Here is a 23,440-nt window from a genome sequence, read left to right as displayed (position 1 = left end):
TTTGGAAACCCGGACCGACCCGTGCTGCGTCGGCCTACGGTCTAGTAAACGTCCTGCTGGTAGCGGTGGCTGCGCTCCAGAGCCGCAACCTGCGCCTCGGCATCGGCCGGGCTCAAGGATTTGGCGGTCTCGTAGGCCCGCACCACCGCGGCGCGCACGTCCTTGGCCATGTGCTTGGCATCGCCGCAGACGTAGAAATGGGCGCCGCCCTCCAGCCAGGAGACCAGCTCCTTGGCGTTGTGGGTGATCCGGTCCTGCACGTAGATCTTCTCCGGCTGGTCCCGGGAGAAGGCCACGTCGATCTTCGTCAGCGACCCGTCCTCCAGGGCCTCCTGCCATTCGAGCTGGTACAGGAAGTCGTGCAGGAAGTGGCGGTCGCCGAAGAACAGCCACGAGCGGCCGGGCGCCTCGATGGCGCGGCGCTCCTGCACGAAGGCGCGGAACGGGGCGACGCCGGTGCCGGGGCCGACCATGATGATGTCGGTGGCCGGATCCTGCGGCAGCCGGAAATGCCGGTTCGGCTTCAGCCGCACCCGCAGCTTGGCGCCGTCCCGGATCCGGTCGGCGACATGCACGGAGGCGACGCCCGAGCGGGCCCGCCCATGGGTCTCGTAGCGCACCGCCACGATGGCGAGGTGGACCTCGTCGCCCACTTCCTTGCGCGAGGACGCGATCGAGTAGGCGCGCGGCGGCAGCGGCCGGGTGATGGTGTTGAGGTGCTCAGGCGTCAGCGTGGCCGGGAAGGTCGCGAGCAGGTCGATCAGGTGCCGCCCCTCGATCCAGGCCCGGGCCTCGCCGCTGTCGATCAGCTTCTGCGCGTCCGCGTGGCCGGTCGCCTTGACGAAGCGCTCGATCGTGGCGGCCGACAGGGTGGTGATGTCGCGCTCGGCCAGCAGCGCCTTGCGCAGGGCCTCGTCGCCCGACAGGCCCGCGGCGCCCAGGATCTCGTCCACGAGCTGCGGGTCGTTCTCGGGGAAGATCTCTAGCGAATCGCCGGGCTCGTAGGCCGGCGCCCCGTCCTCGAAGGCGAGCGCGAGGTGGATCGTCTCCTTGTCCGAGCGCGAGGAGTTGAGGTTCACGTGCTCGACGACCTCGACCACCAGCGGCTCGCGGCTCGGCTCGGCATCGTCGTCCTCGCCCGCGGCGGCGCGGGCGAAATCCACCGCCACGACGTTGTCGGGCGTCTCGGCCGACGCGAGGGCCTTGAGGGTGTTCTTGATCCAGTCGGCGGCCGGCTTCTCGAAATCGAGGTCCAGGTCGGCGCGCTCGGCGGCGCGCTTGCCGCCCAGGGCCTCGAAGCGCGCGTCGAGCGCCTTCCCGATGGCGCAGAACTCCGCGTAGGAGGTGTCGCCCAGGGACAGGACGGCGAATTCCACCCCGTCGATGCGCGGGGCGCCCTCCCCCATCAGCTCGCCATAGGCGCGCACGGCCCGGGCCGGCGGCTCGCCCTCGCCCCAGGTGGCCGCGATGGCGACGAGCTTGCCCGCCTTGGGCAGGGTCGCGACGTCGAGATCGGAGAAATCCACGACCTTCGGCTTGAAGCCCTGCTTGCGCGCCAGCTTGGCGACGTTGCCGGCCAGCGCCTCGGAATTCCCCGACTCGCTGGCGTAGACGATCGTCAGCGGCTCGGCGGCCTTGGGCGGGGCGGCCGGGACGGCGGCCGGCTGGCCGCCGGCGGCATCGAGGCCCGCCAGGAAGCCCGCGAGCCACGCGCGCTGCACGGGGGTCGCGCTGCCGAGCACGGCATCGAGGCTGGCGCGCTCGCCGTCGCCGAACGGGGCGGTGCGCGGAAGGAGATTCTGGCGTGCCATCAGGGGACCATGTCGTGGCCTACGGGGCCGGTGTCAATCGAAAACGTTCTTTTTGCAGAACGCGCCTGAACTAGGATATTGCATTCGTTGCGCCGCAATAAAAGAGAAGATCATTCTCCAACGACGGCGAGGACCGGGGCGGTGCCGGGGAGATGGCGTCCGGTCTTGGGCGGGGCCGGAAGCGGCAGGGCTGTGGTGGACTTGACCTTCTCCATGGCGAATCGCGAGGTGACGTTCTTCAACGGCAGCACCGCGATAAGCTGCTTGTAGAAGCTGTCATAGGCCTGCATGTCGGCAACCACGACGCGCAACATATAATCCACGTCGCCGGCCATCCGGTAGAATTCCAGCACCTCGGGCATGGCCGAGATGGTCGCAGCGAAGCGCTGCAGCCATTCCTGGGAGTGGTCGGCGGTCTCGATCGAGACGAACACCGTGAGCCCGAGGCCGAGCTTGACCGGGTCGAGCACCGCGACCCGCCGGTCGATCACGCCGTCGGCCTCCAGCTTCTGGATGCGCTTCCAGCACGGGGTCTGAGACAGACCGACGCGCTCGCCGATCGCCGCGATGGAGAGGGTCGCGTCCGCCTGCAGCAGGGCCAGAATCTTCAGATCGATGGCGTCCAAAGTCGTCTCCGTGGGATCCATCCACGCTGGGCCGCGCGCGGGAAGTGTAGGCGTTTTACAGGGCCGCCGAGAAGAATCTTTTGTCGTGCGGGGTCTCGGGTGCGGAGGAACGGGGTGCGCCACCGCACGCCAGGACGCCCGGATATGCCCGACAAGCAACCCGCGGCGCCTTGACTTCGTTCGTTATAGCGAACATTTCGACCCTTCGACAACAGGGTGCGGCGCGGTCTGCGCCCTTTCCCACGATCCAACCTCAGGACATGTCGCGATGACCCGTCCGGACCGAACGATGGCCGACTCCCTCGCGGAAAGGTTGTCCGGGCTCGACCTGCCAGGCCGGCTCCACCTGATCGCCGCCGAGATCCCCGGGCGCCTCGTCTTCACCACGAGCCTCGGCGTCGAGGACCAGGCGCTGACGCACGGGCTGGCGATGGCCGGGCTGGCGAAGGGCCGCGTGGAGATCGTCACCCTCGATACCGGCCGGCTGTTCCCGGAGGCCTACGACACCTGGGCCGAGACCGAGTCGGCCTACGGCATCCGGATCGCGGCCTACGCGCCGGACCGGGGGGCCGTGGAGGCGTTCATCCGCCAGGAGGGCATCAACGGGTTCCGGCGCTCTGTCGCGGCCCGGCAGGCCTGCTGCGGCTTCCGCAAGGTCGAGCCGCTCGGCCGCGCCCTCGACGGGGCGAGCGGCTGGCTCACCGGCCTGCGTGCCGGCCAGTCGGCCAACCGCGCCGAGACGCCGCTCGCCGCGTTCGATCCCGCCCGCGGCCTGATCAAGCTCAACCCCCTGGCCGACTGGTCCCGGGCTCAGGTTGACAGCTTCGTGCGCGAGAACTTCATTCCCTACAACGTGCTGCACGATCGCGGCTTCCCGTCGATCGGCTGCGCCCCCTGCACGCGCGCCGTGAAGCTCGGCGAGCCGGAACGCGCCGGGCGCTGGTGGTGGGAGCAGGAAGAGAAGAAGGAGTGCGGCCTGCATGTCGGCCGCCCCGCCGCGTCGATCCAGCCGGGCCAGGAGCCCGCGATTTTCGAGAGCAATCCAGACGTGAAGACCCGCCAGCCGGAATTCGCCCGATGAGCGCCGCCCTCGCCCCCGTGCCCCCGGGCGCCCCCGCCTCCGCCGACCGCCTCAGCCACCTGAAGCGGCTCGAGGCCGAGAGCATCCACATCTTCCGGGAGACGGTCGCCGAGACCGAGAACCCGGTGATGCTCTACTCGATCGGCAAGGATTCCTCGGTGCTGCTGCACCTGGCGCTCAAGGCCTTCGCGCCCGGCACCCTGCCGTTCCCGCTGCTCCACGTCGACACGACCTGGAAGTTCCGGGAGATGATCGCCTTCCGCGACGCCCGGGTGAAGGAGCTCGGCCTCGACCTCCTGGTCCACACCAACCCGGACGGGCTCGCCCGCGGCATCGGGCCGGTGAGCCACGGCTCCGAGGTCCATACCGACGTGATGAAGACCCAGGCGCTGCGCCAGGCGCTCGACAAGCACAAGTTCGACGCGGCCTTCGGCGGCGCCCGCCGGGACGAGGAGGCGAGCCGCGCCAAGGAGCGGATCGTCTCCTTGCGCACCGCGCAGCACCGCTGGGATCCCAAGCGCCAGCGCGCCGAGCCCTGGCACCTCTACAACCTGAAAAAGAAACGCGGCGAGTCCCTCCGGGTGTTCCCGCTGTCGAACTGGACCGAGCTCGATATCTGGCTCTATATCGAGCAGGAAAACATTCCGATCGTGCCGCTCTACTTCGCCGCCGAACGCCCGGTGGTGGAGCGCGACGGCCAGCTGATCATGGTCGACGACGACCGCCTGCCGCTGGAGCCCGGGGAGGTTCCGCAGCAGCGCCTCGTCCGCTTCCGGACGCTCGGCTGCTACCCGCTCACCGGCGCGGTGGAGAGCGACGCGGCGACCCTCCCGGAGATCGTCGGCGAAACGCTGGCGGCCCGCACCTCGGAGCGCCAGGGCCGGGTGATCGACAAGGACGGCGCGGGCGCCATGGAGCGCAAGAAGCAGGAAGGCTATTTCTGATGACGGTGCACCAAGCTCCCACCGCGTTCAGCGACCGCGCCGCCACCTATCAGGCGTTCCTGGCCGCCCACCAGAACAAGGCCGTGCTGCGCTTCATCGCCTGCGGCTCCGTGGATGACGGCAAGTCGACCCTGATCGGCCGGCTCCTGCACGACACCAAGCAGATCTTCGACGACCAGATCTCGGCGCTCCAGCGCGATTCCCGCCGCCACGGGACGCAGGGGCAGGAGATGGACCTGGCCCTGCTGGTCGACGGCCTCCAGGCCGAGCGCGAGCAGGGCATCACCATCGACGTCGCCTACCGGTTCTTCTCCACCGACAAGCGCTCGTTCATCGTCGCCGACACCCCCGGCCACGAGCAGTACACCCGCAACATGGCCACCGGCGCCTCGACCGCCGACGTGGCGGTGATCCTGGTGGATGCCCGCCAGGGCCTGATCCGCCAGACCCGGCGCCACGCCCTGCTGGTCTCGATGCTGGGCATCCGCCGGGTGGTGCTGGCGGTGAACAAGATGGATCTGGTCGGCTGGTCGCAGGACAAGTTCGACGCGATCCGGGCGGGCTTCACCGATTTCGCCCGCGGGCTGAACTTCACCGAGGTGAAGGCGATCCCGCTCTCGGCCAAGAACGGCGACAACGTCGTGGAGCCGGGCATCGCCGCCCCCTGGCACACCGGCGGCACCCTGCTCGAATACCTGGAGACCGTGCCGGTGCACGCGGAGGCGCTCAACGCCCCGTTCCGCATGGCGATCCAGTGGGTCAACCGGCCGAATTCCGAGTTCCGCGGCTATAGCGGGCGGATCGCCAGCGGCCGGGTCCGCCCCGGCGATGCGATCACGATCCAGCCTTCCGGCCGGACCTCGACGGTGGCGCGGATCTACACCGCCGACGGCGACCTGCCCGAGGCCGGCGAGGACGAATCCGTGACCCTCGTGCTGGCCGACCAGATCGACGCCTCCCGCGGGCAGGTGATCGCGGCGTCCGGCGCGCCGCTGCGGGTGGCGGAGCAGTTCGAGGCCCGCCTGTTCTGGGCGGCCGAGACCGAGCTTGCGCCGGGGGCGAGCCTGCTCGCCAAGATCGGCACCGCCACGGTCAACGCCACGGTGGAGGGGATCGTCTCGCGGATCGATCCCGAGACCGGCAATCCGGGTCCGGCCGAGCGCCTCGCCGCCAACGACATCGCCGACGTGGCCCTGCGCCTCGACCGGCCGGTGGCGGTGGATGCCTACGCGGCCAACCGCGAGACCGGCAGCCTGATCCTAATCGACCGGGAGACTACCGACACGGCCGCCCTCGGGCTGGTCCTGGCGCCGAAGGGCGAGGCCGCCCCGGCAGCCGCCGCCGCGTCGGCCGCTGGCGAGAAGGCTCCCGGCCTGCTCGGTCGCCTCGGCCGCCTGTTCGGTCGCTGAGGCGGGAAAAGGTCCCGGATCCACAAGGTCCGGGACCTTGTGCGGGTCCGGGGCGGAGCCCCGGTTCATCGGGGCTTCGCCCCGATACCCCACCAGAGGGCTTGCCCTTTGGAATCCCCCTAAGCTGCTTCCGAGACCGCGCCGAGGCCCCAGGCCTGGGCCAGCCGCGTATAGGAGTCGTGCCGGGCCGCCTGATCGGGGATCGCCGTGACGATCATCAGCTCGTCGGCCTGCGTCCGCGCGACGAGATCCGTGAGCGTCGCCCGCAGGGTCTCCGGGCCGCCGACATGCAGCTTGTCGCGGCCGCGCTCGATCTGGGCCTGCTCCGCATCGGAATACGGATAAGCCAGCGCTTCCTCCAGGCTGGGCAGCGGGCGGTACTCGCCGCGCTCCCGCCGCAGGGTCGACAGCCGCGCGCTCGCCGCCAGACGCTCGGCCTCCGCATCGGTGGCGCCGCAGATCGCCGCAACGGCCAGGATCGCATGGGGCCGCTCGCCGAGGCGGGTCGGCCGGAACAGGCGGCGATAGGCCAGCATCGGCGCCTCGGCCGGCATTCCGGAGAAGTGCTGCGCGAAGCCGAAGCCGCAGCCGATCTCGCCGGCGAGCTGGGCGCTGTAATCGGACGAGCCGAGCAGGAAGATCGGCGGCAGCGGCACTCCGGCGGGGCTCGCCTGGATCTTGGCGAAGGGATGCCCGTCCGGGAAGCCGCCGTCCCAGAACAGCAATTCCTGCAGGCGGTCGAGGAAATCGTCGTTGCCGCCCTGGCCGGGCGCCTCCCGGCGGCGCAGCGCCCGGGCGGTGAGCCCGTCGGTGCCGGGCGCACGCCCGAGGCCGAGATCGATCCGGCCCGGGAACAGGGCTTCCAGCACCCGGAACCGCTCGGCCACCATGAGCGGCGCGTGGTTCGGCAGCATGATGCCCCCCGAGCCGACCCGGATCGACCGGGTCGCGGCCGCGATCTGGCCGATCATGATCTCGGGGGCCGGGCTCGCCACGTTGGGCAGCGCGTGGTGCTCGGCCAGCCAGTAGCGCCGGTAGCCGAGACCATCGACGTGGCGCGCCAGCGCCAGCGTGTCGTGCAGCGCCCGCGCCGGGGTCGAATCGGCGCTGACGAAGGAGAGGTCGAGGACGGAGAGCGGTGTCATCGACATGAGATGGGGAGGCGGGTGGGCCGGTGCGAGGGCAAGACGATCCGCCTCGGCGCGGTCAAGGCGCCGGCTCGTCGTCCGACCGGTCGCCCCGGTACAGGGCCTCGAAATCCCGGCCGCCGTAGAACACGTTGGTGATCATCACCCGCACGGCTTGGACCCGATAGGCGATGATTGCGGATCGCTCGAACGGCACCGTCCGCAAGCCGGGTTCCAGGTCATCGCGCGGACGACCGCCATGGGGCGCATCGCCGATGCGCCGGCAACGCGCGATGATCCGACGGATGAAGCCCTCGGCGATGTCGTTGTCGCGGCTTGCGTGAAGTACGACACCGAAGATGTCCGCGAGATCGATCCTGGCGTCACGCCGGAACGCGACGGGCAGCCTACGCACGGCGGCGATCGTCCCGGGCCTGGGCGAACAGAACTTCCATCTGCGCCTCGACCTCGTCGGGACTCAGATCGGGGCTGGGGTCGTCCAGAGAGCGGCGGATGCGGGCGCGGATCGCGTCGAGGCGTTCCGCATCCTCCCGGCGCCGGCTCTGCCAGGCCTGCACCGCATCCTCCAGGGCGTCGCCGAGCGAGGCGTATTCGCCGGCCTCCACGCGCTCGCGCAGGGCGCGGACCGTCTCGGGGGGCAGCGTGACGCTGATCGTCTCGGCGGGTGGCATGAATCGCCCTCGTCAATCGCCCTCTTCAGATCGGCATGATCTTAGCATGAAATCGGGCGGGCCGCGCAGCCTTGTCCGCACCGCACCGTCGGCCTAGGGTCCCGGCCGCATCGCGGGCGCCCGAGCCCGCCGCGCCCCTCACGGAGATCGAAACGCCATGGCTCTCCTCGCCGACGTCCTCTCGCGGGTGAAGCCGTCCGCGACCATCGTGATGACCCAGAAGGCCCGGGACCTGAAGGCGTCCGGCGTCGACGTCATCAGCCTGTCGGTGGGCGAGCCGGATTTCGACACGCCGGACCACATCAAGCAGGCCGCGATCGAGGCGATCCACCGCAACGAGACCCGGTACCCGCCGGTCTCGGGCATCGTGCCCCTGCGCGAGGCGATCGTGCGCAAGTTCAAGCGCGAGAACGGGCTCGACTACAAGCTCTCGCAGACCATCGTGGGCACCGGCGGCAAGCAGGTGCTCTACAACGCCTTCCTGGCGACCCTGAACCCCGGCGACGAGGTGGTGATCCCCCGCCCCTACTGGGTGTCGTATCCGGAGATGGTCGGGCTGTGCGGCGGCACGCCGGTCTTCGCCGACACCGACATGGAGCACGGCTTCAAGCTCCAGGCCGAGGAGCTCGACCGGGTGCTGACGCCGAAGACCAAGTGGATCGTGCTCAACTCGCCGTCGAACCCGTCCGGGGCCGCCTATACGCGCGACGAGATGAAGGCGCTCACCGACGTGTTGCTGCGCTATCCCGACGTGCACATCCTGACCGACGACATCTACGAGCACCTGACCTACGGCGACTTCGCCTTCGTCACCCCGGCCCAGGTCGAGCCCCAGCTGATCGAGCGGACGCTGACCATGAACGGCGTCTCGAAGGGCTACGCCATGACCGGCTGGCGGATCGGCTACGCGGCCGGGCCGGAGACGCTGATCAAGGCGATGGACTTCGTCCAGGGCCAGCAGACCTCCGGGGCGAGCACCATCGCGCAATGGGCCGCGGTGGCCGCCCTCGACGGCCCGCAGGACCACCTCGCGAAGTTCCGGGCGGCGTTCCAGGGCCGGCGCGACCTGGTCGTGTCGATGCTCAACCAGACCAACGGCCTGACCTGCCCGACCCCGGAAGGCGCCTTCTACGTCTACCCGTCCTGCGCGGCGCTGATCGGCAAGACGACCGAGGCCGGCAAGACCATCGAGACCGACGAGGATTTCGTCACCGAGCTGCTCCAGGCCGAGGGCGTGGCCGCCGTGCACGGCTCGGCCTTCGGGCTCGGCCCGAACCTGCGCATCTCCTACGCGACCTCGAACGCCGTGCTGGAGGAAGCCTGCCGGCGCATCCAGCGGTTCTGCGGTTCGCTGCGCTAGGTCCCCCGGATGGGCTCGTCCGTGGCGGGGCCGTGCTTCGGAGTCTGTAAACCACCCGTGGGACGGGATCGCCGGATCAGTCGGCGATCCCGAGGACCAAGGCGAGCATCCGGTTCAGGGTGGCGAGCGTATCGCGCTCCAGGCGACCGATGGGCGGGCTGCATTTCGCGCGCTGCATGGCGATGATCTTGTCGATCATGATCTGCGAGATGCTGCGCAAACCGTTTGTCGGCGTTGGTTCGACGGTCAGCCGGAAGAGCGGAGCGTCGCGCAAAGTGCTGGTGAGGAGGCAGACGAGGATACTGTCGGTCTCGACGAGCCAATCGGACTGAATGACGAGGGCAGGACGCGGCTTGCCGTAGGATCCGGGCGGTGAGACAGTAACGATGTCACCGCGCGTCACGGTTCGGGCCAGTCGAAGGCCGCCGCGATGAAGTCCAGGGCTTCAGCCTCCTCGGGTGCGCCCTTCAAGAGGGCGGCCTGCCGAGCGGCCTCCTCCTTGAAGCCCGGCGCCGACGGGTCTGGAACCCAGATGCGCAGGAGCTTCATACCATCGCGCCGCGGCGCCTGACGATAGCGCTGGGCCTTCGACTGTCCTTCCCGGGGTCTGATTTGCGGCATGGAATGGCGGGTCCGATCGCGCGCTATACTAGGCCTCGGCCGCGTTCGTGACTACCATACTCCGATCTCTGAACTCTCGTGAGCCTCCCATGCCCACCATCGCGGTGATCGCCCCCGGGGCCATGGGCAGCGCCATCGGGGCGCGGCTCGTCGGGCACGGCGCGCGGGTGCTGACCGCCCTCGAAGGGCGCGGAGCGGCGAGTCGGGCGCGGGCCGCGGCGGCCGGCATGGCCGATGCCGGCCTCGACGACCTCGCAGCCGCCGACATCCTGCTGTCGATCGTGCCGCCTGCCGACGCGGAGGCCCTGGCCCGGCATCTCGCCCCCGCGCTGGCGGCGGCCCCGCGCAAGCCGGTCTATGTCGACGCCAACGCCGTCAGCCCGGGCACGATCGCGCGGATCGCCGCGATCGTGGCGGAAACAGGCGCTCCCTTCCTCGACGGGGCGATCCTGGGTCTGCCGCCCAAGCCCGGCAGCAAGGGGCCGCGCGTCTACGTCTCGGGCGACGACACCGCCCCGGTGATGGTCCTGCGCGATCTGGGTCTCGACCTGCGCGTCTGCCCCGGCGGTGTCGGCGCGGCCTCCAGCCTCAAGATGAGCTATGCCGGCCTCAACAAGGGTCTCACCGCGCTCGCCGCGATCATGATCCTGGCCGCCGAGCGCGCCGGGGCCGGGGCGGCGCTGCAGGACGAGCTCGCCGAGAACGAGCCGGTGCTGCTCGCCCGCCTCGCCAAGGCGCTGCCCGACATGGCGCCCAAGGCCTATCGCTGGGCCCCCGAGATGGGTGAGATCGCCGATTTCCTCGGGCCGGATGCGGCCGGGCGGCAGGTCTTCTCGGGCTATGCCGCACTCTACGCGCGCCTCGCCGCCGAGACGGGAGAGCCCGAGATCGCCGCGCTGATACGCTTCGCCGCGGCCGCCGCGGAGCGCTGATCGCCGCGGGTGGGCCGAATCGGCCGCCGCTCTGTTGCCGGCTCGGCTGCCACCCTCTACACGGACGGTCCCCGCGGCCGATGCGCCTGAAGGTTTCGCGAGCCCGCTCGGGCCTGCATGGTAGCGGGGCCGGCAGTGACGGGGTGGTCCGGACCAGTTCTCTGGGCCAATCCTGTGAGGCTCAGTGGGCCGAGTCGCTGCAGGAGTGTCGGGAGCGCGGGGAACAGGAACCGCGGGCTCGGCGCAAGGCCCACATAGAATTACCGCGATCCGGGACTGGCGGCGCCGATCCGGCACCCTGCCCCGATCCGGGACAGCCCGGTCGGGCACGGTTGCAGCTTCGTTCACGCTCCGGCGCGATGATACGACGAGGCCGGGGATCCGGTCCGGCGTAACCGCGTTCTTTCGGGCCTGACGACCATGAGAGCCCTGCTCACCGGCGGCATCAAGGCGATCCTCGGGATTGCCGCCATCTCCACCGCCGCCCATTGGACCCTGCGCGTACAGCGCGAATCCGCTTCCGCGAGTCCCATCGCGGCCTTCGCCAGCACTCCCGACCCGGTCGCGACCGGCTCCATCGAGCCGCGCCGACCGGTGAGCGCGGCACCGATCGTGCCGGCCGCCGTGCCCGCCCCGGCCGCGGGCCTCGACCAGGGCCACCTGGCCGCTTTGATCGCCGGCGCGACCCCGGCCAAGGCCAAGGTCGCCAAGGCGGCGACCAAGACCGCCGCCGCCGAGAAGGTCGTGGCCAAGCGCTGAGCCGGCGCACCGTGCCGGCTGCATACTTCCCCTGCGCCGCGACGGGTGCCGCCGCGCAGGTCAGCGTGGCAGGAATACAGGCCTCCATCGGATTTGGCAGGCATGAGCACGCAGGTCGCGACATCCGTCGCCCACGACAGGGACCCCGCCCGGGCGGCCCCGTCACCTGACCTCGCGCGCCGAAGGCGGATCGTCGGCATCGCCCTGATGTGCGGCGCCGTCGCGTTCTTCGCGGGCCTCGATGCCAGCGCCAAGACCCTGGCGCGGGGCGGCGTCGACCCGCTGGTCACCACCTTCATGCGCTACGCCGCCAGCGTCGCGATGATCTCGCTGTTCATCAACCCGGTGCGCACCCCCGGGGTGGTGAAGAGCCGGCGGTTGACGCTGCAGATCGTGCGCTCGCTGCTGCTCTTCGCATCCACGGCCCTGAACTTCCTGGCGTTGCGCTACCTGCAACTCGCCGAGACGATCTCGATCCAGTTCGCCGCCCCGCTCACGGTGGCGCTGCTGGCGGGGCCGCTGCTCGGCGAATGGTCGTCGCGGGGCCGGATGGTGGCGATCGGCGTCGGCTTCATCGGCGTTCTGGTGATCGTGCGGCCGGGACTGGGCGGGATGCATCCGGCCGCCCTGCTCTGCGTGGCCAACGTCGTGGTCTACGCCTTCTACGCAATCATCACGCGCAAGCTCGCAGCCTACGATTCCACCGCCACGACCATGTTCTATACCGGTCTCGCGGGCTTGGCGCTGATGGCCCCGCTCCTGCCCTGGATCTGGACCAGCCCGGCCAATCTCGGCCACTGGGCGCTGCTGATCGCGGTCGCGCTGTTCGGGACGATCGGGCACTGGCTGCTGGTCATGGCGCATGCCCGGGCGCCGGCCAACGTGCTGGCGCCGTTCATCTATACGCAGCTGCTGTGGTCCGTGACGCTGGGCTTCCTGCTGTTCGGCGACGTGCCGAGCCGCTGGACGGTCGCCGGCGCCATGATCGTGGTCGGCTCCGGCCTCTATCTCTTGGCGCAGGAGACGATCCGGCGGGACAGGCCGGCCGCCTGAGGCGACCGGCCGGGTTCAGGCTCGCTTAGCGGCCCATGCGCTCCTGGCGGTCCAGACGCTCCTCGCGCCGGTCCTCGCGGGCGCGGCGGGCCGGATCCGTGTCGGTGCCGAGCACGCCGCCGACGGTGCCGGTAGCCGCACCCACCGCGCCGCCCACGACACCGCCCACCGGGCCGGCCGCGGCCGAGCCGTCCTCGACGCCGCGCTGGGCGCCCCGGGCCGTGCCCTGGGCCTCGGCGCCGGACGCGAAGGCCAGCGGGGCAAGGGCGAGGGCGGCGATCATCAGCTTCTTCATGGTCAACTCCTGGTCGTCGATCGGGATGGGCTCCGCGGCCCGCGGGTCGCGGAGGGCGTACCGGTCAACGGTTCAGGTGCCGAAAGGTCTCATCCGGCATCGCGGGGCCGCCCGCTGGCATCGGGAAGGGGCCGCTGCTAGAGAACGGGTCATGTTCGCTTCGCATGCTCTTTGCGGCCTGGGCCGCAGGCTTCGAATTATGGGCCCGGCCTCCGCGTAGATGAGCGCCCGCTTCGGCGAGGCCGCGCGGAAGTCCGGGATCCTGATGCCGCTCGCCCTGCCCAGATTCCTGTATCCGGCCGGCCCATTGCCGCCGGCCCGACCGCCGATGCGAGATCCGATGACCACCCCCGAGACCGCGGCTGCCCGCGACTATTCCAAGACCCTGTTCCTGCCGCGCACCGAGTTCCCGATGCGCGCCGGCCTGCCGACCCGGGAGCCGCTGCTGCTCGAGCGCTGGGCCGCGATCGACCTCTACGGGAAGATCCGCGCCGCCGCCGCGGGACGGCCGCGCTTCGTGCTGCATGACGGCCCGCCCTACGCCAACGGCAACATCCATATCGGCACGGCGCTCAACAAGATCCTCAAGGACGTGGTGGTGCGCTCGGCCAGCGCGCTCGGCCTCGACGCCAACTACGTCCCCGGCTGGGACTGCCATGGCCTGCCGATCGAGTGGAAGATCGAGGAGCAGTACCGCGCCAAGGGCCGCAACAAGGACGACGTGCCGGTGATCGAGTTCCGGCAGGAATGCCGGACCTTCGCGGCCCACTGGCTCGACGTGCAGCGGGGCGAGTTCAAGCGTCTGGGCGTCACCGGCGACTGGGACCATCCCTACGCCACCATGGCCTACCCGGCCGAGGCGGTGATCGCCGACGAGCTGATGAAGTTCTCGATGAGCGGCCAGCTCTATCGCGGCTCCAAGCCGGTGATGTGGTCGGTGGTCGAGAAGACCGCTTTGGCCGAGGCCGAGGTCGAGTACGAGGAGCATGTCAGCGACACGATCTTCGTCGCCTTCCCGATCCGGGACGGGGCCGATGCGGCGCTGGCGGACGCCAGGGTGGTGATCTGGACGACCACCCCCTGGACCATGCCGGGCAACCGCGCCGTCGCCTACTCCAAAAAAATCGCCTACGGGCTCTACCGGGTCACGCAGGCCCCGGCCGAGAACTGGGCGACCCCCGGCCAGACCTACGTGCTGGCCGACAGCCTGGCCGCCACCGTGTTCAAGGCCGCCCGGGTCGAGGCGTTCGAGCGCGTCGGCGACGTGCGTCCCGAGATGCTGGCCGGCCTGACCCTGGCGCACCCGCTCAAGGGCCGCGGCTACGACTTCGCGGTGCCGATGCTCGACGGCGACCACGTCACCGACGAATCCGGCACGGGCTTCGTCCACACGGCGCCGAGCCACGGCCGCGAGGATTTCGATCTCTGGATGTCCAGCGGCCGGCTGCTGCAGGAGCGCGGCATCGACACCGCGATCCCCTACACGGTGGACGCCGACGGCGCCCTGACCAAGGCCGCGCCGGGCTTCGAGGGCACCCGGGTGCTCACCGACAAGGGCGAGAAGGGCGACGCCAACAAGGCGGTCATCGCCGCGCTCACCGAGGTCGGGGCGCTGGTCGCCCGCGGCGTGCTGCGCCACCAGTACCCGCATTCCTGGCGCTCCAAGAAGCCGGTGATCTTCCGCAACACTCCGCAATGGTTCATCGCCATGGACCGGCCGGTGGACAGCCTGTGCAACCGGTCCCTGCGCGAGGTCGCGCTCCAGGGCATCGAGGAGACCCAGTGGGTCCCGCCCCAGGGCAAGAACCGCATCAACGGCATGGTCGGCAACCGGCCGGACTGGGTGGTCTCGCGCCAGCGCGCCTGGGGCGTGCCGATCACCGTGTTCGTCCACCGGGAGAGCGGTGAGATCCTCAAGGACGCTGCCGTCAACGCCCGGATCCGCGACGCCTTCAAGGCCGAGGGGGCCGATGCCTGGTTCCGGGACGACGCGGCGCAGCGCTTCCTGGCGCCGGACCACGACCCGGCCGCCTACGAGAAGGTGACCGACGTCCTCGACGTCTGGTTCGATTCCGGCTCCACCCACGCCTTCGTGCTGGACGATCCGGAGGCGTTCCCGGCTTTGGCCGGGGCGCGGCGCGTCCGCGACGGCGGCCGGGACCGGGTGATGTACCTGGAAGGCTCCGACCAGCACCGGGGCTGGTTCCAGTCCTCGCTGCTCGAATCCTCCGGCACCCGCGGCCGGGCGCCCTACGACATCGTCCTGACCCACGGCTTCGTGCTCGACGGCAAGGGCCTGAAGATGTCGAAGTCGAAGGGCAACGTCGTCGCGCCGCAGAGCATCATCAAGGATTCGGGCGCCGACATCCTGCGCCTGTGGGTCGCCGCCTCGGACTACACCGACGACCTGCGGATCGGCCCGGAGATCATCAAGACGTTTGCCGAGACCTACCGGAAGCTCCGGAACTCCCTGCGCTGGATGCTCGGCTCCCTGGCGCATCGCGTGCCGGGCGACGACGTCGCGATCCAGGAAATGCCGGAGCTGGAGCGGCTGATCCTGCACCGGCTGGCCGAGCTCGACGGCGAGATCCGCGAGGCCTACGCGACCTACGACACCAAGCGGGTCGTGGCCCTGCTCAACGGCTTCATGACCGGCGACCTGTCGTCGTTCTACTTCGACGTGCGCAAGGACGCGCTCTACTGCGACCCGATCTCGTCGGTGACCCGCCGGGCGGCCCTGCAGGTGATCGACGAGACCTTCCGCCGGGTGGTGGTCTGGCTGGCTCCGGTGCTGGCCTTCACGGCGGAGGAGGCCTGGCTCGACCGCTACCCGTCGCCGGACGGCTCGGTCCATCTCCAGACCCTGCCGGAAACCCCGGCGGCGTGGCTCGACCCCACCCTCGCGGAGCGCTGGCAGAAGATCCGGAAGGTGCGCCGGGCCGTGACCGGCGCCCTGGAGATCGAGCGCGCGGCCAAGCGGATCGGCGCGAGCCTGGAGGCGGCCCCGACCGTCTACGTCTCGGATCCGGAGCTGCTCGCCGCCCTGGAGGGCTGCGACTTCGCCGATACCTGCATCACCTCCGCGATCACCGTGGTGGCCGGCGAGGGGCCCGCGGAGGCGTTCCGGCTCGACGAGGTGCGCGGCGTCGCCGTGGTGCCGAAGCCGGCCGAGGGCCGCAAATGCGCCCGCTCCTGGCGGGTCAGCCCCGCGGTCGGCAGCGACCCGGAATACCCGGACGTCACGCCCCGCGACGCCCAGGCCCTGCGCGAGTGGGACGCGGCCCACCCGGAGGCCAGCGCGGCGTGATCGTACCCGCGACATTACCCTCCCCCCTCTGCGGGGGAGGGTGGCCCCCGAAGGGGGTCGGGAGAGGGGAGCGCCGTTTCCGGACGCGGCGGGGCCGGCATGACGGGCACAGCCTCGCTCTGCACCGCCGCTCCCCTCTCCCCCCCTGCTGCGCATGCCTCCCTCCCCCGCCGAGGGGGGAGGGAGGCATGCGCGTGTCGGGTCCCCGCCCATGACCCCCACCCGCGCCGGCCTGCTGGCCCTGCTCGTCACCCTGGTCCTCGACCAGGCCTCCAAGCTCGGGCTCTATTTCGGAACCGACCTCGTGCTGACCCAGCCGTGGCGGCTGGCGCCGTTCGCCGACTTCGTGGTGGTCTGGAATCGCGGCGTCTCCTACGGCCTGTTCCAGCAGGAGAGCGGGTTCGGGCGCTGGTTCCTCGTCGTCCTGTCACTCGCCGCTGCCCTCGGCCTCGGCATCTGGATGACCCGGGCCGGCTCGCGGCTTCTGGCGGTGGCGCTCGGCCTGATCGTCGGCGGCGCGCTCGGCAACGCCATCGACCGGGCCGCCTACGGGGCGGTGTTCGACTTCGTCCACCTCCATGCCGGCGGCTGGTCCTGGTACGTGTTCAACGTGGCGGACGCCGCGATCGTCGCCGGGGTGATCGGCCTGATTCTCGACAGCCTGAGTCCAGCCGGGCGGGGTACGCCGCAAGGGGCCTCGCGCCCGTGATTCCCGCAACAGATCGGCCCTGCCCGCCCCAAGCCTCTGGTGCAATGCGGTCAAGGCGCCATACGATCGCCGGAAACCGGTCTCAGGCCGGGACCCGTCGGATCAGGCCGCGTGGCGGCCGTCCCCGCGCCGGACTCCCGGCCGGAACCCGTGAGGCAGCATGACCGGGCACCGCAGGCTTCGTCTCATCCTCCCCGCCGTTGCGGTCGCGCTGTCGCCGCTGCTGGCCTGCGGCGCGCAGGCCCAGGAGCGGGGCGAGTTCATGCGCGACGCGCTCTCCGGCATCGGCCTCCTGGAGAAGCGCCAGGACCCGATCGACTATCACGAGCGCCCGCCGCTGGTGATGCCGCCCAAGCTCGACGGCAAGGCCCTGCCCCAGCCCCGGGCCCGCTCCACCAGCACCGCCTGGCCGAAGGATCCCGAGATCGTCGAGCGCGAGCGCGCGGCGGCCGAGCGGCGCCGCCCGGTCGGCAACCAGGCCCGCGGCCGCTACGACGACAACAACGCCACGCTCTCTGTGGACGAGATCCGCGGCGGCCGCCGCGCCGGGGCGAACGTCACCACCGAGGCCGAGCGCAAGCCGGGCGACACCAACCGCGACGACAGCCTGCTCAGCCCGTTCGACCTGCTGAAGGGCAAGAGCGCCAATGCCGAGCCCTCCGATGTCGAGCCGGCCCGGGACGTGCTGACCGACCCGCCGACCGGCTACCGGCAATCCCCGAAGAAGTTGGCCCAGCCGCCGTCCCGGGACCCGATCAACAATGCCAGCCGCGACCGCGAGGAGGCCGATCCCCGGGCCTATCAGCGCCAGCGCGCCCAGCAGTAACCATCCGGCTGTGGCGTCGTTGCAACGGCGCCCCGGCATGGCAACATGACATGTCTGTCCCGGTACGGCTCTTGCCGGCCGGAGACGAGGACGGCCCCGATCCATCCGAGCGTCCCAGGCGGGCGTCGGCGGCACCGGGGCCGGCAAAAGGAAAGCGGAATGCACCTGTTCAGGAAGGCGACGCCCACCCTCTTCCCGCCGCGTCCGGGCTCGCCGTATGGCGGCAGCGCCGGCCGGGGCGAGGCCGCGCCGTTCGGGCGCTCCGAGGCGGGCGGGCCCGAGGTCACGGCCTTCACCCTCGACAACGGCCTCGACGTGGTGGTGGTGCCCGATCACCGGGCCCCCGTGGCGACCCACATGATCTGGTATCGCAACGGCTCGGCCGATGATCCGTTGGGCCAGTCGGGCATCGCCCACTTCCTCGAGCACCTGATGTTCAAGGGCACCGAGAAGCACCCGGTCGGCGCCTTCTCCAAGGCGGTCTCGGGCCTCGGCGGCCAGGAGAACGCCTTCACCAGCTACGATTACACCGCCTATTTCCAGCGGGTCGCCCGGGACCATCTCGGCACCATGATGGCGTTCGAGGCCGACCGCATGAGCGGCCTCGTCCTCGACGACGCCGTGGTCGCGCCCGAGCGCGACGTGGTGCTGGAGGAGCGGCGCATGCGGGTCGAGACCGACCCCTCCGCCCAGCTCTCCGAGGCGATGGCCGCCTCGCTGTTCGTGCACCACCCCTACGGCATCCCGATCATCGGCTGGATGCACGAGATCGAGGGCCTGAACCGCGAGCACGCGCTGGCCTATTACAAGCGCTTCTACACCCCCGAGAACGCGATCCTGGTGGTGGCCGGCGACGTGACCCCGGACGAGGTCCGGCGCCTGGCCGACGAGACCTACGGCCGCGTCGCCCCGCAGGGCGCCCGCCCCGAGCGCCTGCGGGCCCGCGAGCCCGAGCCCAAGGCCCTGCGCCGGGTCGCGGTCGCCGACCCGAAGGTCGAGCAGCCGACCCTGCAGCGGCTCTACCTGACCCCGTCCTGCATCACCGCCCGCGACGGCGGCTGCCACGACCTCGAGCTGCTCGCCGAGGTTCTGGGCGGCGGCTCGACCTCCTACCTCTACCGCAAGCTGGTCATGGAGACCGGCCTCGCGGTGAATGCCGGCGCCTGGTACATGGGCTCGGCGATCGACGAGACCCGGTTCTCCGTCTACGCGGTGCCGGCCGAGGGCGTCTCCCTGGAGACGCTGGAGGAGGCGGTGGACAAGATCCTGCGCCGCGCCCCCGCGGAGGCGCTCGGCGCCGAGGCGATCGAGCGCGCCAAGACCCGGCTCGTGGCCGAGACCGTCTACTCCTCCGACAGCCAGTCCTCGCTCGCCCGGATCTACGGTTCGGCGCTCGCGATCGGCGAGACCATCGAGGAGGTCCGCCGCTGGCCGACCGATATCGAGGCGGTCTCGCAGGAGCGACTCAAGGCCGCCGCCGAGCGCTGGCTGACGCCGTCCCGCTCGGTCACCGGCTACCTGACCAAGGCTCAGGACCCCGACGCCCCGGTCGCGATGGCCGCGGAATAGGTTTTCGGGCGCGTCCCGGCGGGCGGTTTCACCCCCGTCGGGACCTGCATCAGGCCGCGAGACCACTCCGCCGCCGCCCGTGACGAAATAAGAAGAGGTTCCCATGAGCGTCGCCGAGAACTTGGTCGACACCGCCGCCCCCGCCAGCTCGCCCACGACGGCCCTGCCGGTGACGACCGCCGCCGGCATCGAGGCGTGGCACGCCGAATCCCCGGTCGTGCCGATGATCGCGCTGGCCTTCACCTTCGAGGGCGGCGCCGCCCAGGACCCGGCCGGCAAGGCCGGCTGCGCGCAGATGCTGGCCCGGCTCCTCGACGAGGGCGCCGGCGACCTGACCTCCGACGCCTTCCAGGAGCAGCTCGCCGCCCGGGCGATCGAGCTGTCCTTCCATGCCGGCCCCGACGCGATCGGCGGCTCGCTCAAGATGCTGGTCAAGCATGCCGACGAGGGCATCGCGCTCCTCGCCCTGGCGCTCGCCAAGCCGCGCCTCGATCCGGACGCGATCGAGCGCGTCCGCGGCCAGGTGATCGCCGGCCTGCGCTACCAGCAGAACGATCCGGGCGTGCTGGCCTCGCGCCGGTTCTTCAAGGAGGCCTTCGCCGGCCACGCCTACGCCCGGCCCTCCTCGGGCACGGTGGAGAGCGTCGCCACGATCACCCGGGACGACCTCCTGGCGATGCATGCCCGCATCATCGGGCGCGGCCGGGTGAAGGTCGCGGCGGTGGGCGCCATCGGGGCCGAGCAGCTGGCCGAGGGCCTGAACCGTGCCTTCGGCTCCCTGCCGGAGGCCGGAGAGCTCAAGGCGGTGCCGCGCACCGAGGTGCAGGATCTCGGCCGGCGCATCGTGGTCGATCTCGACGTGCCGCAATCGGTGATCCGCTTCGGCATGGCCGGCGTGCCCTGGCGCGACCCGGACTTCATCCCGGCCTACGTGCTCAACCACATCCTGGGCGGCGGCGCCTTCACGTCGCGCCTGTTCCAGGAGGTGCGCGAGAAGCGCGGGCTGGCCTACTCGGTCGGCACCTCGCTGGTCAGCCACCGCTCGGCCGCGATGACCTGGGGCTACACCGCCACCAAGAACGAGCGCGTCGGCGAGGCCCTGTCGGTGATCGGCGACGAGATCGGCCGGCTGATCGCCGACGGCCCGGACGACGACGAGTTGCAGAAGGCCAAGGACTACCTCACCGGCTCCTACGCGCTCGGCTTCGACACCTCGACCAAGATCGCCCACCAGCTGGTGCAGATCGCCTTCGAGGAACTGGGCATGGACTACATCGCCCGCCGCAACGCCCTGGTCTCGGCCGTGACCCAGGCCGATATCCGCCGCGCCGCCGCCCGGACCTTTGCGGACGGCCGGATGCTGGTGGTCGCCGCCGGCCGGCCGGTGGGGCTCTGACGCTCAGGCTGCCGCGGGGGCGAGCGGGGCGATCCGTTCGATCTCCGGCCCGAGGGTGCGCGTCAGCGTCTCCACCTCGTACTGGCGCTGGAGGTTGAGCCAGAATTCCGCGCTCGTGCCAAAATAGCGGCCGAGGCGCAGGGCCGTATCGGTCGAGACCCCGATCTGCTCGGAGGCGATCCGCTCGATCCGGGTCCGCGGGACGCAGCAGGCCCGCGCCACCGTGCCGGCCGACAAGCCGAGGGGAATCAGGAAGTCCTCGCGCAGCACCTCGCCGGGATGCAGCGGCGGCAAGACGGTGTCGGTCTCGTACGCGATGGCCATCGGGGATCTCCCGTCCGTCGGAGTGGGGCGATGCCCCTGGTCAATGGTAATCGACGATCTCGACCTCGGCCGGACCTGTCACTGTCCAGCGCAGGCAGATCCGGAATTGATCGTTGATCCAGATGGCATGCTGCCCAGCGCGATCGTGCGTCAGTGGGTGAAGCCTGTTGCCCGGCGGCACCTTCAGATCGTTCAGGGACGCCGCCGCATGGATCTAGCGTAGTTTGCGCCGTGCGACCTTGAGGATCGCAAAGGGGATGCCTCTGGGATGGCGTCCGCGGAACACCGCTTCCGTCGCGTCGTCCGCGAAGCTCTGAATCGCCACGCCATCGCTCCGCCTCTGACTTCGATGTATCAACGAGAGATACATCAAGTCAAGAGCTTTGTATCTGTCGATGATACGGCTTCAGGGGGGCTAGGAATGAAGCCTCTCAAATCCCCTTACGCCCACTGCATTCCAGCCGTGCGCTCGCAACGCCGTCGCCCGAACCCCACGTGACGCGGATCGGAGCGGGGACCCACACGGAAAACCATGCAGCTCACCGGCATCCATCACCTCACCGCGGTGACCGCCCGCGCGGCGGAGAACGTCGCGTTCTACACCGGCACGCTCGGCCTGCGGCTGGTGAAGAAGACCGTGAACCAGGACGACGTTTCGGCCTATCACCTGTTCTACGCGGACGGGCTGGCGAGCCCCGGCAGCGACATCACCTTCTTCGACTGGCCGGCGCCCCGGGAGCGGCGCGGGTCGAACAGCATCACCCGCACCCATCTGCGCGTGCCCGGCGAGAGCGCGGTGGCGTGGTGGCACGCCCGCCTGCGCGAGGCCGGCCAAGAGGTTGGAATCGTGCTGGCCGAGCCCGCCCTGCGCGACGGCCGCCTAACCCTCGAATTCGAGGATCCCGAGGGCCAGCGCCTCGCCCTGGTCGATGACGGCGGCACCGGCCCGGAGCATCCCTGGGACGCCTCGCCGGTGCCGGCGGCCTACCAGATCCGGGGCCTGGGCCCGATCCGCCTGTCCGTGCCGGACCCGGCCCGCACCGCTGCCGTGCTGACCGATCTGCTCGGCATGCGCCGGGAGCGGAGCTTCGAGACCGGCGACGGCCCGGTCGCGGTCTACGCCATGGGTCCGGGCGGCCCGGCCGCCGAGATACAGCTCCTGGCCGATGCCGCGGCGCCGGCACAGCAGGGCGCCGGCGCGGTCCACCACGTCGCCTTCCGCATCCCCGACGCGGAGTACGAGGCGTGGGCCGACCGGCTGAAGGCCGCCCGGGTGCCGAGCAGCGGGCCGGTGGACCGCTACTACTTCCGCAGCCTGTATTTCCGCGAGCCCAACGGCATCCTGTTCGAGATCGCCACCGACGGCCCGGGCTTCACCGCCGACGAGCCCCTGGAAAGCCTGGGCGCGCGCCTCGCCCTGCCGCCGTTCCTGGAACCGCGCCGGGCCGAGATCGAGGCGGGGTTGAAGCCGCTCCGTCCGGTCGTCGCGGGTTAAAATATTCGAACGATTCCAGGCCATTCACTTCTTGCGCGGGTGTGATCCTGGCGCGCCTTGACGGGCGTGCTGCAACTGCGAAAGAAGCACCCGAGAAGAAGCACCCGATTTGGGTTTGACAGCCGGGTCCCGGTGCGCGTGCGCGCGGGGTCCGACCCTGCCCCGCGGGACGGCGACGATCCGCCGAACCTCATGCGCCCCGAATCGCCGGGGGCATGGGCCGAGCATCAGAGGATTCGAGGACTGATCCGTCGATGAGCAAGTTCTACGAGGAGCGCGTTCTGTCGGTGCATCACTGGACCGAGAACCTGTTCTCGTTCCGCACCACGCGGGACCCGGCGTTCCGCTTCCGCAACGGCGAGTTCACCATGATCGGCCTCGAGGTCGAGGGTCGGCCGCTGCTGCGCGCCTATTCGGTGGTCTCGGCCAATTACGAGGAGGAGCTCGAGTTCTTCTCGATCAAGGTCCAGGACGGTCCGCTGACCTCCAAGCTCCAGCACCTCAAGGTCGGCGACCCGATCATCGTCGGCAAGAAGCCCACCGGCACCCTGGTGCTCGACAACCTGCTGCCCGGCCGGAACCTCTACCTGCTCGGCACCGGCACGGGCCTGGCCCCGTTCATGTCGATCATCAAGGACCCGGAGAGCTACGAGCGGTTCGAGAAGGTCGTGCTGGTCCATGGCTGCCGCCAGGTCCAGGAGCTGGCCTACGGCGAGACCATCACCGAGGCCCTGCCGAAGCACGAGTTCCTGGGCGAGATGATCTCGAGCCAGCTGATCTACTACCCGACCGTGACCCGCGAGCCGTTCCGCAACCGCGGCCGGATCACCGACCTGATGGTCTCGGGCAAGCTCTTCTCCGATATCGGCCTGCCGGCCATGTCGGTGGAGAACGACCGCTTCATGCTCTGCGGCAGCCCCGACATGATCCGCGACACCCGCGAGCTGCTGAGCAGCGGCGGCTACGAGGAAGGCAACCACGGCGAAGCCGGCCACTACGTGATCGAGAAGGCCTTCGTCGAGAAGTAGTTGCTCTGGACTTTGCGTTCAGCCCGGTGCGGTCCGCCGCGCCGGGCTTTTTTGTGCTTCCGCGACGGCGCTCGCA

Annotated in this window: 23 protein-coding genes and 1 pseudogene; 14 read left to right on the top strand and 10 right to left on the bottom strand. The window is 70.5% G+C overall.

The window, feature by feature from the left end:
- Nucleotides 1-41 precede the first annotated feature (41 nt).
- Together WYO_RS13580 and WYO_RS13575 are read right to left on the bottom strand one after the other, a co-directional pair.
- Nucleotides 42-1,811 carry a flavodoxin domain-containing protein gene (locus WYO_RS13580; RefSeq protein ID WP_007563310.1) on the bottom strand — a complete coding sequence of 590 codons (1,770 nt, stop codon included), beginning with the start codon at nt 1,809-1,811 and terminating at the stop codon, nt 42-44.
- A gap of 110 nt (nt 1,812-1,921) precedes the next feature.
- Nucleotides 1,922-2,437 carry an Lrp/AsnC family transcriptional regulator gene (locus WYO_RS13575; RefSeq protein WP_039902897.1) on the bottom strand — a complete coding sequence of 172 codons (516 nt, stop codon included), beginning with the start codon at nt 2,435-2,437 and terminating at the stop codon, nt 1,922-1,924.
- Between the two features lie 268 nt (nt 2,438-2,705).
- On the opposite strand from WYO_RS13575, the gene WYO_RS13570 reads away from it, so the two are divergent.
- From WYO_RS13570 to cysN, 3 genes are read left to right on the top strand one after another with little or no spacing between them, the layout of a single operon-like run.
- Nucleotides 2,706-3,518, top strand: a complete 813-nt coding sequence (locus WYO_RS13570; protein WP_007563306.1) for a phosphoadenylyl-sulfate reductase — start codon at nt 2,706-2,708, stop codon at nt 3,516-3,518.
- Entirely contained in the window at nt 3,515-4,462 is a 948-nt protein-coding gene (gene cysD / locus WYO_RS13565) for a sulfate adenylyltransferase subunit CysD (protein ID WP_007563304.1), read from the top strand. Before WYO_RS13570 ends, cysD begins: the two co-directional genes overlap by 4 nt.
- Nucleotides 4,462-5,871, top strand: coding sequence for a sulfate adenylyltransferase subunit CysN (gene cysN, locus WYO_RS13560; protein WP_007563302.1), 1,410 nt, complete (start codon nt 4,462-4,464; stop codon nt 5,869-5,871). Before cysD ends, cysN begins: the two co-directional genes overlap by 1 nt.
- 119 nt (nt 5,872-5,990) lie before the next feature.
- On the opposite strand, the gene WYO_RS13555 is transcribed toward cysN, so the two are convergent.
- From WYO_RS13555 to WYO_RS13545, 3 genes are all read right to left on the bottom strand, one after another.
- Nucleotides 5,991-7,016 carry an LLM class flavin-dependent oxidoreductase gene (locus WYO_RS13555; protein WP_039902924.1) on the bottom strand — a complete coding sequence of 342 codons (1,026 nt, stop codon included), beginning with the start codon at nt 7,014-7,016 and terminating at the stop codon, nt 5,991-5,993.
- A gap of 61 nt (nt 7,017-7,077) precedes the next feature.
- A complete protein-coding gene (locus tag WYO_RS13550; RefSeq protein ID WP_007563299.1) occupies nt 7,078-7,413 on the bottom strand; it encodes a type II toxin-antitoxin system RelE/ParE family toxin in 336 nt (111 codons plus the stop codon).
- A complete protein-coding gene (locus WYO_RS13545; RefSeq protein ID WP_007563297.1) occupies nt 7,406-7,690 on the bottom strand; it encodes a ribbon-helix-helix protein, CopG family in 285 nt (94 codons plus the stop codon). Before WYO_RS13545 ends, WYO_RS13550 begins: the two co-directional genes overlap by 8 nt.
- Nucleotides 7,691-7,847: 157 nt before the next feature.
- Between WYO_RS13545 and WYO_RS13540 the strand changes: the two genes are divergently transcribed.
- The gene (locus tag WYO_RS13540; RefSeq protein WP_007563295.1) at nt 7,848-9,050 is read left to right on the top strand and encodes a pyridoxal phosphate-dependent aminotransferase; all 1,203 of its coding nucleotides are present in this window, start codon (nt 7,848-7,850) and stop codon (nt 9,048-9,050) included.
- A gap of 76 nt (nt 9,051-9,126) precedes the next feature.
- Here WYO_RS13540 and WYO_RS13535 read toward each other — a convergent pair whose 3' ends face one another.
- Both WYO_RS13535 and WYO_RS13530 read right to left on the bottom strand, forming a co-directional pair.
- Entirely contained in the window at nt 9,127-9,453 is a 327-nt protein-coding gene (locus WYO_RS13535; protein WP_007563293.1) for a type II toxin-antitoxin system PemK/MazF family toxin, read from the bottom strand.
- Nucleotides 9,450-9,671 (bottom strand): antitoxin MazE family protein, encoded by a 222-nt coding sequence (locus tag WYO_RS13530; protein WP_007563291.1) that lies wholly within the window; start codon nt 9,669-9,671, stop codon nt 9,450-9,452. Before WYO_RS13530 ends, WYO_RS13535 begins: the two co-directional genes overlap by 4 nt.
- 89 nt (nt 9,672-9,760) lie before the next feature.
- Between WYO_RS13530 and WYO_RS13525 the strand changes: the two genes are divergently transcribed.
- The 3 genes from WYO_RS13525 to WYO_RS13515 all read left to right on the top strand — a co-directional run bounded on the left by WYO_RS13525 (nt 9,761) and on the right by WYO_RS13515 (nt 12,415).
- Nucleotides 9,761-10,603: an NAD(P)-dependent oxidoreductase gene (locus WYO_RS13525; protein WP_007563290.1), complete on the top strand. Its 843-nt coding sequence runs from the start codon at nt 9,761-9,763 to the stop codon at nt 10,601-10,603.
- 420 nt (nt 10,604-11,023) lie between these two features.
- The gene (locus WYO_RS13520; RefSeq protein ID WP_007563288.1) at nt 11,024-11,362 is read left to right on the top strand and encodes a hypothetical protein; all 339 of its coding nucleotides are present in this window, start codon (nt 11,024-11,026) and stop codon (nt 11,360-11,362) included.
- Nucleotides 11,363-11,464: 102 nt separating this feature from the next.
- Nucleotides 11,465-12,415 carry a DMT family transporter gene (locus WYO_RS13515; RefSeq protein ID WP_007563286.1) on the top strand — a complete coding sequence of 317 codons (951 nt, stop codon included), beginning with the start codon at nt 11,465-11,467 and terminating at the stop codon, nt 12,413-12,415.
- A gap of 25 nt (nt 12,416-12,440) precedes the next feature.
- Here the strand turns inward: WYO_RS13515 and WYO_RS13510 are convergent, their stop codons facing one another.
- Nucleotides 12,441-12,710 carry a hypothetical protein gene (locus WYO_RS13510; protein ID WP_007563284.1) on the bottom strand — a complete coding sequence of 90 codons (270 nt, stop codon included), beginning with the start codon at nt 12,708-12,710 and terminating at the stop codon, nt 12,441-12,443.
- Between the two features lie 340 nt (nt 12,711-13,050).
- On the opposite strand from WYO_RS13510, the gene ileS reads away from it, so the two are divergent.
- The 5 genes from ileS to WYO_RS13485 all read left to right on the top strand — a co-directional run bounded on the left by ileS (nt 13,051) and on the right by WYO_RS13485 (nt 20,517).
- Nucleotides 13,051-16,017 carry an isoleucine--tRNA ligase gene (gene ileS, locus WYO_RS13505; protein ID WP_085985792.1) on the top strand — a complete coding sequence of 989 codons (2,967 nt, stop codon included), beginning with the start codon at nt 13,051-13,053 and terminating at the stop codon, nt 16,015-16,017.
- A 211-nt stretch (nt 16,018-16,228) separates the two neighbouring features.
- A complete protein-coding gene (lspA, locus tag WYO_RS13500; RefSeq protein WP_007563280.1) occupies nt 16,229-16,726 on the top strand; it encodes a signal peptidase II in 498 nt (165 codons plus the stop codon).
- A 160-nt stretch (nt 16,727-16,886) separates the two neighbouring features.
- On the top strand, nt 16,887-17,552 hold the full coding sequence (locus WYO_RS13495) for a hypothetical protein (RefSeq protein ID WP_007563278.1): 666 nt from the start codon (nt 16,887-16,889) through the stop codon (nt 17,550-17,552).
- Between the two features lie 159 nt (nt 17,553-17,711).
- Complete coding sequence (locus tag WYO_RS13490; RefSeq protein ID WP_007563276.1) at nt 17,712-19,121, top strand: pitrilysin family protein; 1,410 nt, start codon at nt 17,712-17,714, stop codon at nt 19,119-19,121.
- Nucleotides 19,122-19,224: 103 nt separating this feature from the next.
- Entirely contained in the window at nt 19,225-20,517 is a 1,293-nt protein-coding gene (locus WYO_RS13485; RefSeq protein ID WP_007563274.1) for a pitrilysin family protein, read from the top strand.
- 3 nt (nt 20,518-20,520) lie between these two features.
- Here WYO_RS13485 and WYO_RS13480 read toward each other — a convergent pair whose 3' ends face one another.
- Both WYO_RS13480 and WYO_RS29030 read right to left on the bottom strand, forming a co-directional pair.
- Nucleotides 20,521-20,841, bottom strand: a complete 321-nt coding sequence (locus WYO_RS13480) for a HigA family addiction module antitoxin (protein ID WP_007563272.1) — start codon at nt 20,839-20,841, stop codon at nt 20,521-20,523.
- A 40-nt stretch (nt 20,842-20,881) separates the two neighbouring features.
- Nucleotides 20,882-21,211 (bottom strand): annotated as a pseudogene (locus WYO_RS29030) (type II toxin-antitoxin system RelE/ParE family toxin).
- 162 nt (nt 21,212-21,373) lie between these two features.
- On the opposite strand from WYO_RS29030, the gene WYO_RS13470 reads away from it, so the two are divergent.
- Entirely contained in the window at nt 21,374-22,336 is a 963-nt protein-coding gene (locus tag WYO_RS13470; protein WP_007563270.1) for a ring-cleaving dioxygenase, read from the top strand.
- 254 nt (nt 22,337-22,590) lie between these two features.
- A complete protein-coding gene (locus WYO_RS13465) occupies nt 22,591-23,364 on the top strand; it encodes a ferredoxin--NADP reductase (protein WP_007563268.1) in 774 nt (257 codons plus the stop codon).
- Nucleotides 23,365-23,440: the final 76 nt, after the last annotated feature.

The sequence above is a fragment of the Methylobacterium sp. GXF4 genome (assembly GCF_000272495.1).
GTDB lineage: Bacteria > Pseudomonadota > Alphaproteobacteria > Rhizobiales > Beijerinckiaceae > Methylobacterium > Methylobacterium brachiatum.
This window is presented reverse-complemented; position numbering and strand designations above follow the sequence as displayed.